Source organism: Sporomusa sphaeroides DSM 2875 (assembly GCF_001941975.2).
In the GTDB taxonomy this organism is placed as follows: Bacteria; Bacillota; Negativicutes; order Sporomusales; family Sporomusaceae; genus Sporomusa; species Sporomusa sphaeroides.
The window spans coordinates 3,660,642-3,674,511 of record NZ_CP146991.1 but is presented as its reverse complement, the minus strand read 5'-3'; the positions used below and the strand labels follow the sequence as shown (position 1 = coordinate 3,674,511).

Annotated in this window: 11 protein-coding genes and 1 pseudogene; 9 read left to right on the top strand and 3 right to left on the bottom strand. The window is 46.4% G+C overall.

What is annotated here, in order from left to right; all coding sequences use genetic code 11:
* Positions 1-85: 85 nt before the first annotated feature.
* Positions 86-1,075, bottom strand: a complete 990-nt coding sequence (locus SPSPH_RS17215) for a YeiH family protein (protein ID WP_075757024.1) — start codon at positions 1,073-1,075, stop codon at positions 86-88.
* 107 nt (positions 1,076-1,182) lie between these two features.
* Here SPSPH_RS17215 and SPSPH_RS17210 point away from each other — a divergent pair, with 107 nt between their 5' ends.
* Entirely contained in the window at positions 1,183-2,064 is an 882-nt protein-coding gene (locus SPSPH_RS17210; protein WP_075757025.1) for a LysR family transcriptional regulator, read from the top strand.
* Between the two features lie 145 nt (positions 2,065-2,209).
* On the opposite strand, the gene SPSPH_RS17205 is transcribed toward SPSPH_RS17210, so the two are convergent.
* Positions 2,210-2,584 (bottom strand): LysR family transcriptional regulator substrate-binding protein, encoded by a 375-nt coding sequence (locus tag SPSPH_RS17205; RefSeq protein ID WP_338736000.1) that lies wholly within the window; start codon positions 2,582-2,584, stop codon positions 2,210-2,212.
* 33 nt (positions 2,585-2,617) lie between these two features.
* The gene (locus SPSPH_RS17200; protein ID WP_075757026.1) at positions 2,618-3,487 is read right to left on the bottom strand and encodes a LysR family transcriptional regulator; all 870 of its coding nucleotides are present in this window, start codon (positions 3,485-3,487) and stop codon (positions 2,618-2,620) included.
* Between the two features lie 124 nt (positions 3,488-3,611).
* Between SPSPH_RS17200 and SPSPH_RS17195 the strand changes: the two genes are divergently transcribed.
* The 8 genes and pseudogenes from SPSPH_RS17195 to SPSPH_RS17160 all read left to right on the top strand — a co-directional run bounded on the left by SPSPH_RS17195 (position 3,612) and on the right by SPSPH_RS17160 (position 13,719).
* The gene (locus tag SPSPH_RS17195) at positions 3,612-4,442 is read left to right on the top strand and encodes a uridylate kinase (protein WP_075757027.1); all 831 of its coding nucleotides are present in this window, start codon (positions 3,612-3,614) and stop codon (positions 4,440-4,442) included.
* A gap of 194 nt (positions 4,443-4,636) precedes the next feature.
* A complete protein-coding gene (locus tag SPSPH_RS17190) occupies positions 4,637-4,738 on the top strand; it encodes a PLP-dependent transferase (RefSeq protein ID WP_075757028.1) in 102 nt (33 codons plus the stop codon).
* A 54-nt stretch (positions 4,739-4,792) separates the two neighbouring features.
* Positions 4,793-8,302 (top strand): pyruvate:ferredoxin (flavodoxin) oxidoreductase, encoded by a 3,510-nt coding sequence (nifJ, locus tag SPSPH_RS17185; RefSeq protein ID WP_075757029.1) that lies wholly within the window; start codon positions 4,793-4,795, stop codon positions 8,300-8,302.
* Between the two features lie 333 nt (positions 8,303-8,635).
* Positions 8,636-9,223, top strand: a pseudogene (locus SPSPH_RS17180) (aldo/keto reductase); the annotation flags it as partial.
* A gap of 96 nt (positions 9,224-9,319) precedes the next feature.
* Entirely contained in the window at positions 9,320-9,658 is a 339-nt protein-coding gene (locus SPSPH_RS17175; RefSeq protein WP_338738117.1) for a 4Fe-4S dicluster domain-containing protein, read from the top strand.
* A 33-nt stretch (positions 9,659-9,691) separates the two neighbouring features.
* Positions 9,692-10,249, top strand: coding sequence for a GNAT family acetyltransferase (locus SPSPH_RS17170; protein ID WP_075757030.1), 558 nt, complete (start codon positions 9,692-9,694; stop codon positions 10,247-10,249).
* Positions 10,250-10,884: 635 nt separating this feature from the next.
* Positions 10,885-12,183: a group II intron reverse transcriptase/maturase gene (gene ltrA / locus SPSPH_RS17165; protein ID WP_075753482.1), complete on the top strand. Its 1,299-nt coding sequence runs from the start codon at positions 10,885-10,887 to the stop codon at positions 12,181-12,183.
* 303 nt (positions 12,184-12,486) lie between these two features.
* Positions 12,487-13,719: a pyridoxal-phosphate-dependent aminotransferase family protein gene (locus SPSPH_RS17160; RefSeq protein ID WP_075757031.1), complete on the top strand. Its 1,233-nt coding sequence runs from the start codon at positions 12,487-12,489 to the stop codon at positions 13,717-13,719.
* The last annotated feature ends 151 nt before the right edge of the window (positions 13,720-13,870 follow it).

Below are 13,870 nucleotides of genomic sequence, written 5' to 3'. Positions count from 1 at the left end.
AACAGGCTAGTGCTGAACCAATATGGGTTAGCATTAGCCTGTTTAGTTGCCACCGGACAATTTGGCTTCACTGGATAACAATTTATTAAATTAAACTGAATGAAGCCAGCGATAATGCAAGCCAGCAAATTGATCCTAACAAAATCGGCTTTGTACCGCTTTTTACTAATTTTATTACATTTATATTAAGCCCGATAGCAGCCATCGCCATGATAATAATAAACTTTCCAAGCTGCGCAATGGAAGCCCCCATTCCCTGTGGCATCGGGATAAAAGTGTTAACGATAGAGGCAGCTACGAAGCCGATCACAAACCACGGAAATATTTTTCCCATAATATAGCTTTCATTGCTTTTGTCGTTTCCATGATGCTTTGGCGAGTTTCGAGACGTATAAATAGCCAGTACCAGCGTAATGGGTACAATCATCAGAGTTCGTGTTAATTTCACAATGACGGCAAGGCTACCGGCCTCATTGCTGAAGGCATACCCGGCTGCAACCACGGAGGATGTATCATTGATTGCAGTGCCTGCCCATAAACCGAAGGTATGATCACTCATGCCGAGAATATGCCCAAGCAACGGAAATAGAAATGCTGCAATTACATTGAACAAAAAAATGGTTGATATAGAGCGCGCAACTTCCTCGGCGTCGGCACGAATCACCGGTGCTGTTGCCGCAATTGCGGAACCGCCGCAAATCGCGGTACCAACTCCAATCAGTATATTCGTTTTGGGGTCAATTTTCAGAAGTTTTCCTGCAACAAAAGCAGTTCCAAATGTAATTGTCAGCGTAAACACCATTAAAGCAAGCGTCTGACCTCCTACTTTAAAAATATTGTACAGGTTCATATCAAAACCAAGAAGAATAATGGAGTATTGCAGCAGTTTTTTTGCGGTATATTTGATCCCCTCATCAAAAACGACTGACCTTTTCCCAAAGGCCAGTACCATGCCAAATAAAATACCCAATACAGGACCACCGATGATGGGAAAAGCCTCACCTATGAACCATGCCGGAATTGCTATAATAATTGTAAGACCAATACCCAAGAGCTTATTTAATATTGATTGCAAAAACAATCACCTCCGTGCCCCTTATCATACGCCTTGACAATTAATAAGTACAATATTATTATCTTATTATATTGATAAGTATATTCTAATGTATAGGGGGCTAAGAGATGACATTGCGTCACTTTAAAATCTTCGTATCTGTTTGTGACAATATGAATATGACAGCGGCAGCAGAAGCTCTTTTTATGTCGCAATCTGCTATCAGCCAAGCCATTGCAGAGCTTGAAAAACACTATGATAATAGACTCTTTGAACGGCTTTCAAGAAAGCTTTACCTGACCCACGCGGGTGAAAGATTACTCAGTTACGCTCGGCATATGATTGGAATGAACGAGGACATTGAAAAGGCTATGAAGACACTGCAGGAAAGCGGTTCTATTCGCCTTGGGGCAAGCGTTACAATCGGTGCCAATGTGCTGCCGAAATTAGTGTCAGATTACAAAAAGTCTAATCCGAAAACAAAGATTGAAGTTTTTGAAAGCAATACAGAACAGATTGAAAGTCGAATCCTGCATGATCAAACAGATGTTGCCCTTGTAGAAGGGGAAACCGTCTCGCCGGATATTATCAGTGTGCCGTTCATGGAAGACGAACTGATCCTCATTTGCAGTAGTAAACATCGTTTTGCAGATCTTGCTGTGATAGAAGCGCATGAACTTGAAAAGGAAGATTTTATCATACGCGAAAAAGGCAGTGGAACCCGTAAAACAGCAGAAGATGTCCTGGCAGTACATAATCTTTCATGGAGAGCATCATGGACATGTAATAATGCCGATACCATCAAAATGGCTGTGGCTGAGGGGCTGGGTATATCAATCATCTCAAAACGCGCAGTAACAAATGAAGTCAGGTCAGGCATGCTGTGCATGAAAGAAATAAAAGGTATTCGCTTTGAGCGTAAATTCAAAATTGTTTTTCACAAAAACAAATATCTCACTGAACAAATGAAAGATTTCATAAAATTATGCTCAGAAGGACAATATTGTTAAGTCAGATAGAGAGACAAATGGCCGGATAGTGGGGATGTATGGACAGGGACAAGGCCGGACAATGGGGACGTTCCCTATTTGGCTTTAGATTTATGATGCCATTGCGAAGCAAAATGAGCGTCCTTCTGCTTCTTGTATGCATTTTTTAACAAGTTAATCGATCTACAGCATATTTGACAAAGCGTTTAACCGTCGGAGATGCATTGTCCAATGATGGAAGTGCGATACCCAAGGTGATCTGCTGTGGAGGGGAAAGCGGAAGTTTCACCACATCACATTGCCATTTGCGAGTGATCAGCTCATTCATAATACTCATTCCTAATCCTTGTTCAATCATAGCCATAGCAGCAAAGTTTTCCAATGTAGAAAATTGGATATTTGGGTTTAAATTGTTTTCCTGAAACAGTGCGACTACATCAACATCGCGTCCAAGCGCAGGCATGATAAAACGCTCAGACAAGGCCGGACAATGGGGACGTTCCCTATTTGGCTTTAGATTTATGATGCCATTGCGAAGCAAAATGAGCGTCCTTCTGCTTCTTGTATGCATTTTTTAACAAGTTAATCGATCTACAGCATATTTGACAAAGCGTTTAACCGTCGGAGATGCATTGTCCAATGATGGAAGTGCGATACCCAAGGTGATCTGCTGTGGAGGGGAAAGCGGAAGTTTCACCACATCACATTGCCATTTGCGAGTGATCAGCTCATTCATAATACTCATTCCTAATCCTTGTTCAATCATAGCCATAGCAGCAAAGTTTTCCAATGTAGAAAATTGGATATTTGGGTTTAAATTGTTTTCCTGAAACAGTGCGACTACATCAACATCGCGTCCAAGCGCAGGCATGATAAAACGCTCATATTCACAATTTTGAAGCGGGTACGACGCTTCTTTAGCAAGTGGATGTGTTTTCGGCAATATGGCCAGCATTTGATCTTCAGCAAGCGGTATCCAGTCGTAAGGCATCGGGTCTTTGTAGCTCAAAAAAGCCACATCTGCGATTTTTTCATCCAGCCATTTAGTTACTTTCTGCCGTATCCCTTCCATTAGTTTGATTTGAATTTGTGGATAATCCTCTTGAAAAGCCCGAATAACACTTGGCAGCCAGTGTGTTGCAATACTGGAATAGGCAGCGATTGTAATACTGCCTATTAGACGGCCATTCATCTCAGCTGCAAGTTGGTAAATGCGATTTTCCTGCAAAAGAAATTCCCGCACAGCAGGCAGCATTTTTTCTCCATTCTCAGTTGGTATTACCCCTTTTTTGTTTCGGCGCAACAGCGAGAAGCCAAGTTCGTTTTCAAGAGCACTGACAAGTTGGCTCACCCCGGAGGGCGTATAATTTAAAACTTCTGCCGCCTTGGAAAAACTCCCAGCCTCAACAGCGGCTAAAAATGCCTTACATCTTGCACTCTCCATAAGTCGCTCCTTTTAAGTAATACTAAATACGATTAATATAAAATTTAGTTTTACTTTATGATAAATTTATTCTACAATAAGGTCAAGAAAAACACAAAGCTTTTGCTGTAGGAGCGTACAGAATATGAAATCTTTTGATATTGAATTGGTAGGAAAAATTGGTTCAATGGCCTTAATCCGGAAGGCGGAACACGATATTGACTACAATGTATTTAGTCGTATTGGCCGGGAACTGCAGCCGGGGATGATTTGGGTTAGTTCCGGTGCGGTAGAAATTGGGCGTTTGGATTATATCAAGCGTACGGGCCGGGAACTGGAAGGCCCCAAAGATAACATAATGACCGATTACTCTGCCCAAGGGCAAGCCATTTTAATGGAGGAATATCGGCGGTACATACCCAAAGCTTATTCCGTGCGGCAGTTTTTAGTTGAACATACGCATTTCAATGATGCAGAGAAACGAAAAAATATCTATGAGGCTTTAATGCGTTGTGTTGAGCAAAAGGCAATTCCTATCGTCAATTATAACGATGCGGTCAGCTTTGAGGCAAACCGCTGCTGGGAGCTTGAGCAACTGCGCTTCAGTGGACATGAACGGGTTGTAGAATGTATTGATAACGACGAAACAGCTTCAGTCATTTCGACATTGGTACATGCCAGATATTTACTGATATTCACTTCTGCCGACGGCATTTATTTAGATCCCAACAATCCAGCAACATTGGTTGAGCGGGTGGAGGGAAAAGACGAGGAAGAACTGATTGCTGCGATTGACGAATTACAAAGCCATTGTATAGGAGCGAGCCGCTCCGGGGCTGGCGGGGCTAAAGCAAAGTTGGAATTTATCAAAGAGCCTGTTCGTCAGGGAACAACGGTTATGATTGCAAGTCCGCGTTACAGCATAAAAGAAGTACTTACCGGCAACTGTCCCCGGACAGTATTCCAAATCAGATAAAGCGAAGATTGGGGAATACTATTGGCATGATTCGTATCTAAGTGCCATGCTGGTGTTTTTGCAAAGCTTATATCTTTTAATAAAGAAGCCACAGGTGGGCTTCTTTTATTTTTATGATAAAAAAACTTTTTGTTTTTTACTTAGAAATCTTCAAAATATAAAACTTGATTAAATTTTACTCAGTGAAAGAACGAATGAAGCTGGGGGTCAGTGATAATTTAGTACGGTTTTCAGTGGGAATAGAAAATGTTGAAGACTTAAAACAGGATATCCTCCAGGCTTTGTCGAAGGTCTGACAGCTATAATCCAGAAAATACAGTTAGTTCTATAAGAATGGAGGAGATTTATTAATGCCAAGAAAAACAAAAACCATGGACGGCAACACAGCGGCAGCCTATATATCCTACGCCTTTACCGATGTAGCAGCCATCTTCCCCATTACCCCGTCATCCAATATGGCGGAAAGTGTCGACGAGTGGGCGGCACAAGGCAAGAAAAATATCTTCGGGCAGACAGTAGAAGTTGTAGAAATGCAGTCAGAAGGCGGTGCCGCCGGTGCTGTTCACGGTTCGCTGCAGGCAGGTGCGCTGACTACCACCTATACTGCTTCCCAAGGCTTGTTATTAATGATCCCCAATATGTACAAAATTGCCGGCGAGTTATTGCCTGGCGTCTTCCATGTAAGTGCACGGGTAGTGGGGGCCAACGCCATCAGCATATTTGGCGACCACTCCGACGTTATGGCCGCCCGTCAGACCGGCTTTGCCTTATTGGCTGAAAGCAGTGTTCAGCAGGTCATGGATTTGGCTGCTGTCGCGCATTTGGCAGCCATCAAGGGAAGTGTGCCTTTTTTGAACTTCTTTGACGGTTTCAGAACCTCGCATGAAGTGCAAAAGATTGAAGTGCTGGAGTATGATGAACTGGCCGGTTTATTGGACAAAGAGGCGGTGGCTAAGTTTCGGCGGGGTGCATTACATCCTGACCATCCCAGCCTGCGCGGTACGGTGCAAAATTCTGATGTCCATTTCCAGCAGCGTGAAGTCTCCAACCGCTATTACCAGGCCCTGCCGGACATTGTGGAAGGTTACATGGCCGAAATTACCCGCCTGACCGGACGGGAATACCATCTGTTCAATTACCATGGCGCGCCGGATGCCGACAGACTGATTATCGCCATGGGGTCGATGTGTGAAACCATCGAAGAAGTAGTAGACTATCTTAACGCCGGCGGTGAAAAAGTCGGTTTATTGACTGTGCATCTCTACCGGCCGTTCTCTCTTGAGCATTTCTTTAAATATATCCCTAAAACCGTAAAACGGATTGCCGTCCTGGACCGGACCAAAGAAATGGGAGCTTTGGCCGAACCGCTGTATCTGGATGTGAAGACTGCTTTCTACGGCAAAGACTGGCAGCCTGAAATCTTCGGCGGACGCTGTGGCGTTGGCGGCAAGGATGTCATCCCCAGCCATATCGAGGGTGTTTTTGCCAACCTGAAAGCCGATCAACCCAAGGACAACTTTACCGTCGGCATCCTTGATGATGTCACCCATTTATCGCTGCCCTACGGCCAGGATATTGACACCACCGCCCCCGGCACCAAAGCCTGCAAATTCTGGGGCCTTGGCTCAGACGGCACGGTTGGTGCCAATAAGAGTGCCATTAAGATTATCGGTGAGCATACCGATATGTATGCCCAAGCCTACTTTGTCTATGATGCCAAAAAATCCGGCGGTGTGACCATCTCCCATCTCCGCTTTGGTAAACAGCCCATCAAATCGCCCTATCTTATCACTAAGGCCGATTTCATTGCCTGCCACAACCAGTCTTACGTATCTAACTACAACGTGCTGGACGGACTCAAACCGGGCGGCAGCTTCCTGCTAAACTGCCGGTGGAGCGCCGAAGAACTGGACAAAGAGCTGCCGGCAGCCATGAAGCGGTACCTGGCGAAAAACGACATTCACTTTTATACCATTGACGCTGTCGGCATTGCTCAGGAACTTGGCCTTGGCGGGCGGATTAACATGATTATGCAGGCCGCCTTCTTTAAACTTGCCGACATCATTCCCTTAACCGATGCCATTACCTACCTTAAGGACGCCGTGGTCAAATCCTACGGCAGCAAAGGGGAAAAAATCGTGGCGATGAATCAGGCCGCCATCGACAAAGGGGCAGAAGCCCTTGTCAGGATTACCATTCCCGCCACCTGGAGCAAGGCAGAGGCAGGTAAGGCCGCAGAGCGGCAAGCCCCTGAATTTATCAACAAGATACTGGTTCCTGTGAACCGTCAGGAAGGAGACAGCTTGCCGGTAAGTGCCTTTGCCGGCCTGGAATCCGGCAGCTACCCGCTGGGAACCTCTGCGTATGAAAAACGCGGCATTGCTGTTGATGTCCCCGTATGGATACCAGAAAACTGCATTCAGTGCAACCAATGCTCCTTTGTCTGCCCACATGCCGCCATTAGGCCGGTATTGGCAACCAGCGAAGAAGTGACTAAAGCCCCGGCAGGATTTCAGGTAAAGACAGCCAACGGTGCCAAAGAACTAAGTTTCCGCCTGGGCGTCTCCCCTTATGACTGCACCGGCTGTGGCAATTGTGTCCAGGTTTGTCCGGCCAAGGAAAAAGCCTTGCATATGGAGCCGCTGGCAACACAACTGGCACAAGCGGCATTGTGGGATTATGCGTTAACCCTTGCTCCTAAACCAAATCCGGTAAATCCACTCACCGTTAAAGGCAGTCAATTTGAACAGCCACTCCTGGAGTTCTCAGGTGCCTGTGCCGGCTGTATGGAAACCTCCTATGCCAAGCTGGTAACCCAACTGTTTGGCGACAGAATGATGGTAGCCAACGCCACCGGCTGCTCATCAGTATGGGCAGGGAGTATACCTTCTATTCCTTATACTACAAACCATCGCGGTCATGGCCCGGCCTGGGCAAATTCCCTGTTCGAGGATAACGCCGAATTCGGCCTGGGCATGCATATTGCCGTCAAGCAAATGCGTAAGCAAGTGGCGCTGGCGGTGGAACAAGCCGCTAAAGAGTTTGCCGGCGGCGAACTGGCGCAAGCTTGCACAGAATGGCTTACCGGCAAGGACACCAGCCAGGGAACCAGAGCCAGGGCAGATAGACTGATTGCGGTGTTAGAACAGTATAAAGGCGACAACCCCTTGCTTAACGAGCTATATGACAACCGCGACTTTTTGGTCAAACGCTCACAATGGATATTTGGCGGTGACGGCTGGGCCTATGATATCGGTTTTGGCGGGCTTGATCATGTGCTGGCAACCGGGGAAGATGTCAATATTCTGGTCTTTGATACCGAGGTGTACTCCAATACCGGCGGGCAATCCTCCAAAGCCACGCCCACAGCGGCCATTGCCAAATTTGCCGCCAGCGGCAAAAAGACCAAGAAAAAAGATCTGGGCCTGATTGCCATGAGCTATGGGTATGTCTATGTCGCCCAGATTGCCATGGGAGCCGACCAAAGCCAGACCTTGAAAGCCATTGCCGAAGCCGAGGCTTACCCCGGACCTTCCATCATCATTGCCTATGCTCCCTGTATTAATCACGGACTGAAGCTGGGTATGGGCTGCAGCCAGCTGGAAGCCAAACGGGCGGTAGATAGCGGTTATTGGTCACTGTACCGGTATAACCCGGAGCAAAAAGCAGCCGGTAAGAATCCGTTTGTGCTGGACTCCAAAGAGCCGACCATGGACTTCAAGGAATTCCTGATGGGCGAAGTGCGTTTCTCCTCCCTCATACAGCAATTCCCTGAACAGGCGGAAAGCTTGTTTGCTAAGACGGAGCAGGACGCTAAGGAGCGGTTAGCGGTTTATAAACGGTTGGCCAGGCAAGAATAGGTTACTGTAAGTAGGTAAACTCATCACGTGCCTTTAACTGACAGGTTTAGGCAGGAAAAAGTCCTGGGCCATTGAAGTCCCAGGACTTTTTATTAAAATGCAAAATATAATTGCAGAGGAGAAGAGACATGGTAGCAAGAATATTAGCGCAGAAAGGCCTTGAACTTCCGGAAGTTCCCAAAGCGGTAGGTAGTTATGCCGGTTATAACATTGTGTTGGGGCACATGCCCGGGCAGCGGTTGGTGTAGCTTCTTTGCCGGGAAACGTTATGGCAGCAATTGAGGCGACATTTGAAATTAGTAAGCCTTAGGATATTATTTGGGAGGTTGTAAGATGGATATAATGCAACTGGGACGCACAGGATTACGGGTGAGCAAAAGCGGTTTTGGCGCTCTGCCGATACAGCGCATTTCTTTTGATGAGGCTAAAACCATTCTGCGTAAAGCCTATGATGAAGGAATCAATTTTTTTGATACGGCGCGTATGTATACGGACAGTTAAGAAAAAATCGGTTATGCTCTTGCCGATGTGCGCAGTCGTATTGTCATTGCAACCAAAAGCCACGCCCATGATAAGAAAACGCTGCTGTCGCATTTGGAAACAAGCCTGCGCAATTTGAAGACAGATTATATTGATATTTATCAACTGCATAATCCCCGAGAACTGCCGGAAGCTGCTGATGAAGACGGGCTGTACGCTGCTTTGGCAGAGGCAAAGCAAAAAGGTCTGATTCGTTTTATCGGCATTACCAACCATAGCAATAAGCTGGCCATGGAGGCGGCTGCCTCTGGCATGTATGATACCATTCAGTTTCCCCTTAATACCTTGTCTTCGGAGGAAGACTTGAGGCTAATTGCCGCCTGCAAAGAAAGAAACATCGGCGTCATTGCTATGAAGGCGTTGTCCGGCGGGCTGATCACCAATGCGGCAACAACCTTTGCCTTTTTGCGGCAATATGATAATGTGGTGCCGATTTGGGGTATCCAGCGCCTGAGCGAACTGGATCAATTTATTGCCATGGAAAAAAATCCGCCGGTGTTAGATGAGGCGATGTGGCAGGCCATTCACAAGGACCGCAGCGAGCTTGCTGGGGATTTTTGCCGCGGCTGCGGGTATTGCATGCCGTGTCCGGTTGGCATAGAGATTCCAATACAGGCCCGGATTTCACTGCTGGTGCACCGGGCACCGTATCAGGGGTTTTTAGAGGATAATTTCAAAGAAAAAATGGACTTGATTGATCAGTGTGTGGAATGCGGTCAGTGCCGGTCCCAGTGCCCCTACCAACTTGATACGCCCAATTTACTGAAGCGGGAGTTAAAGCGCTACCAAGAGTTTTATGAAACCCATGCAAAGTAAAATATGGCAACCCGAATGAGGGGGAGTTTATTCATGATTATTTCGCAGGCAAATCTAGAGGATTTAGATGGAATCCTTTCTTTGTTAAAAGCCAACCACATCAGCTATATCAGCGCAGAGCACAAGCCGGATGGCTTTGTGACAACTAATTTTACCGACGCACAGCTTAAAGCATTAATTGTCCAGGAACGCGGTGTTACGATTGCAAAAGACAATGACCAGGTTCTTGCTTTTGCTATGGCTACGTCATGGGAATTTTGGTCGGATTGGCCGTTTTTTGCTTATATGATTAAAAGGTTACCCGAGTTTATGTTTGAAGATAAGATACTGACAACACAAAACTCTTATCAGTATGGGCCAATTTGTATTGATAAGTCGGTTAGAGGAACCGGCTTGTTTGAGCAAGTGTTTTACGCCTCGTTGGCCAGCATGCGGGAACGTTATCCGGTTATGGTGACATTCATTAACCAGATTAATCACCGCTCCTATGCCGCACATACCAAAAAAGTTCCGATGCTAAAAGCGGGAACCTTTCAATTTAATCAGAATGACTATTATTTGATGGCCTGTTCAACCGCTATGACGCAATAGCGGCAGAAGCGAAAGAACGATATTTCATAATTGTGAGGTATCGTTCTTACTTTTTATTTGCAATAAATTCGCCGCTGCAATACATGATAGAGGCTTTAGCGGCAGTGGCCTTTTTCCTTATAATGAGACGAGAGAAGCAAAATGAACGTCCCGTGCGCCAAGAAGCGCACGGAGTAAAGCGGGTGGAAATCCCGTCTGGGAAGGTCTAGCCAACCACCCAGTATCCAGCCTTGGGACTGAAGCGGTAACGCCAGGTCTAAGCGTAGGCAGGAAAGGTAGTAGGCCGAAAGCACAAGCTGAAGATGTAGAATCCCGAAATCATCAATGGTCAAGGTCGATGCATGGGACGAGCAGAAGACAACACCGCAGTTAGCGATACAGGCGAGCTAATCGCGGCAGCCCGGGATCGTAGGTCTTGGCATGCTACACACTGTTACTCCGTGTGAACTTGGGAGACCCTGCCGCTCTCAAAGGAGTATGGCGGACAAGTCGAAGATGAGGAAGCCAAATAAGCGACAGGGAGTCGGATTACGTCGTAGTACCGAAGAAGCCGGGTAATGCCAGCGGAGGGAAGGACGTAACATAGTAGTGGCCTTGGAAAAAGAAACAATGCTGCACTGGAGGCAGAGAACCCATTGGAAACAAAGCTGACAAGGATAGCTGAATTAGCCAAACAAAGACCGAGAGTCAAGTTGCAAACCCTTATCCATGCTATTGACGAGGAAAGCCTGAACGCGGCCCATAGTATTCTGTCAGCAGACAAGGCAGTAGGCGTTGATGGTGTAACCAAAGAAGAATACGGTGAAAAGCTACAGGAAAACATCAAGAATCTCCTGGAAAGAATGAAGCGGCAAGCGTACAAGCCGCAGCCAGTAAAGAGAGTCTACATCCCCAAAACGGATAAGAAGAAACGCCCACTAGGGATACCTGCCTATGAGGACAAACTGGTGCAGAAAGTACTTAATGAAGTCCTGACAGCCATCTACGAACCGGAATTTCTGGACTGCTCCTACGGTTTCAGACCAGAGAGAAATTGCCATGAAGCGCTGAAGGAAATCACCAAGATTCTCGAAAGCAAGAAGGTCAGCTATGTAGTGGATGCGGACATTAAAGGATTCTTTGACAACGTAGAACACGGGTGGATGGTGAAGTTTCTACAAGAACGAATCCAAGACCCGAATCTATTGAGACTGATAGTACGATTTCTTAAAGCAGGTGTCATGGAACAGGGGAAACTAGAAGAGGCGGACACCGGAACGCCGCAAGGGGGAATCATATCCCCAACCCTGGCGAACATATACCTGCACTATGTGCTCGACCTGTGGTTTATGGTAAAGATAAAGCGGGAATGCAGAGGCGAGGCCTATTTAATTCGGTACTGTGACGACTTTGTATGCTTCTTTCAATACCAAGAAGATGCCGAAGATTTCTACGGTAAGTTGATAGAACGATTGAGGAAATTCAACCTAGAAATAGCAGAGGAGAAAACAAAGACTATCGAATTCGGGCGCTTTGCTGAGGAAAGACGGAATAACCAAGGGGCCAGCAAACCGGAGACATTCGACTTTCTTGGGTTCACGCACTACTGTAGCAAGAGCAAGAAGGGAAAATTCCGCGTCAAAAGGAAAACCAGCCGGAAGAAATTGAGAGCAAAGCTAAAACATTTCGCTGGATGGCTCTATCAAAATATGCATACAGAGATAGGAAAATTGATTAAGCAGATAAACATCAAGCTGGTTGGTCACTTCCGCTACTATGGAGTAACCGACAACAGCAGCGCTATCAATACATTTGGATACTATATACGGCGTAAATTGTTTGAAGTACTTAATCGAAGAAGCCAAAAGAAGAGCTTGACCTGGGAAGGATTTGCAAAACTCAAAGATAGATTCCCGCTAGCTAAAGCGAGGATCTATGTAAATATCTATGGCTAAACGTAAGTAAATGCTGCTATGAAGAGCCGGATGCCTTAATAGGGCACGTCCGGTTCTGTGAGGGGGGCGTGCCGCGAGGCGCGCTTCTACTCGACCTTGCTTCTGGATTGGCAGATAAGGATGAGCTTGGGGCGCTTGATTGTTTTTTTGTGTTTACAAACTAAATGATTTATTGACTAAATAAGGGTTTGCGTGTTAAATTAATAAAGCGATGTCTTCGAATAAGCTACCTATGTAGTTTAATAATAGGAGCAGCAATTGTTCTGACTTTCTTTTATTTTGGGGGAAAAGGAGATACATACTATGTATAAAGACTTGAATACTTCGGAACGTACCCAGATGACTCCAGGGCCGGTTGAGGTTGAACCAAGGGTACTGAGGGCTATGTGTACACCGATTCTGGGGCAGTTTGACCCTGATTTTACTGCGATTATGAATGAGACTATGGCTATGATTCGCGCCGTGTTTCAGACTGAGAACAGATGGGCTTTCCCGATTGACGGCACTTCCCGGGCGGGGATTGAGGCTGTGCTTTGCAGTATTGTTGAACCGGGGGACAAGGTGTTCATACCTATTTATGGCCGTTTTGGACATCTGCTGGTAGAGATTGCCGAACGCTATGGGGCAGAGGTTGTTTCTATCGAGACTGAATGGGGCAATGTGTTCGAACCGGAAACCGTGATTCAAGAGATAAAGAAGGTTAAGCCCAAAATTGTGGCTATGGTGCATGGTGAAACGTCGACAGGTTGTATGCAGCCCTTAAAAGCTATCGGTGAAGCTTGCCGGGAGCTGGATGTCCTGTTTGTTGTCGATGCGGTGGCTACCCTGGGCGGGACAGCTGTTAAGGTAGATGAATGGAAAATTGATGCCGCTATCGGCGGTACGCAAAAATGTCTGTCTGTACCTTCGGGAATGGCACCCATTACCTTTAATTCGCGGGTAGAGAAGCTGCTTTTAGAGCGCAAGAAGATTGAGCAGGGACTGGTAGAGCCAGGCAAGGCTAAGAATAATCAAAGCCGCATGATTCGCAGCAATTACTTTGATCTTAGTCAGCTTATGGATTATTGGGGGCCGGCTCGCTTGAATCACCATACAGAAGCAACTTCGATGATATATGCCCTGCGGGAAGGTCTGCGGATTGTTTTGGAAGAGGGACTGGAAGAACGATTTGCCCGCCATGCGCTGCATGAGAAAGCACTGATGCAGGGAATTACAGCCATGGGGCTGGAGTTGTACGGCAATCCGGAATGCAAGCTGCCTGTGGTAACTGCGATTACTATCCCTGCCGGGCTGGACGGTGAGTCTGTCCGCAAAATGCTGCTTGAGGATTTTTATCTGGAGATTGCCAGCTCGTTTGGTCCTTTGAAGGGAAAAATCTGGCGTATTGGCAGTATGGGATACAGTTGCCGGCAGAAGAATATCCTTACTGTGCTAGGGGCGTTAGAGGCTGTTCTGATTCGTCATGGTGCTAAGGTTTATGCCGGTAAGGCTGTACAGGCAGCCTTGGATGTGTACCAAGCTGCCAAAGCCAAATAACAGCAAACGTAGAAAAGAGATAGTCTCACGAAGAGACTATCTCTTTTCTATGGCGTTATAAAATTGTTAGAAAAAAGAATATTTCTAACGACGAAAACGGAGTATTGCACACAATGCTCAGGCCATAACTGTGTAAAAGCCTTGGAATAAG

What these genes read in the sequence shown, in the direction of transcription:
- SPSPH_RS17210 (WP_075757025.1), top strand. Translation starts at nt 1,183, where the DNA reads ATGACATTGCGTCACTTTAAAATCTTCGTATCTGTTTGTGACAATATG.
- SPSPH_RS17200 (WP_075757026.1), bottom strand. Translation starts at nt 3,487, where the DNA reads ATGGAGAGTGCAAGATGTAAGGCATTTTTAGCCGCTGTTGAGGCTGGG.
- SPSPH_RS17195 (WP_075757027.1), top strand. Translation starts at nt 3,612, where the DNA reads ATGAAATCTTTTGATATTGAATTGGTAGGAAAAATTGGTTCAATGGCC.
- SPSPH_RS17190 (WP_075757028.1), top strand. Translation starts at nt 4,637, where the DNA reads ATGAAGCTGGGGGTCAGTGATAATTTAGTACGGTTTTCAGTGGGAATA.
- nifJ (WP_075757029.1), top strand. Translation starts at nt 4,793, where the DNA reads ATGCCAAGAAAAACAAAAACCATGGACGGCAACACAGCGGCAGCCTAT.
- SPSPH_RS17175 (WP_338738117.1), top strand. Translation starts at nt 9,320, where the DNA reads ATGGAAAAAAATCCGCCGGTGTTAGATGAGGCGATGTGGCAGGCCATT.
- SPSPH_RS17170 (WP_075757030.1), top strand. Translation starts at nt 9,692, where the DNA reads ATGATTATTTCGCAGGCAAATCTAGAGGATTTAGATGGAATCCTTTCT.
- SPSPH_RS17160 (WP_075757031.1), top strand. Translation starts at nt 12,487, where the DNA reads ATGTATAAAGACTTGAATACTTCGGAACGTACCCAGATGACTCCAGGG.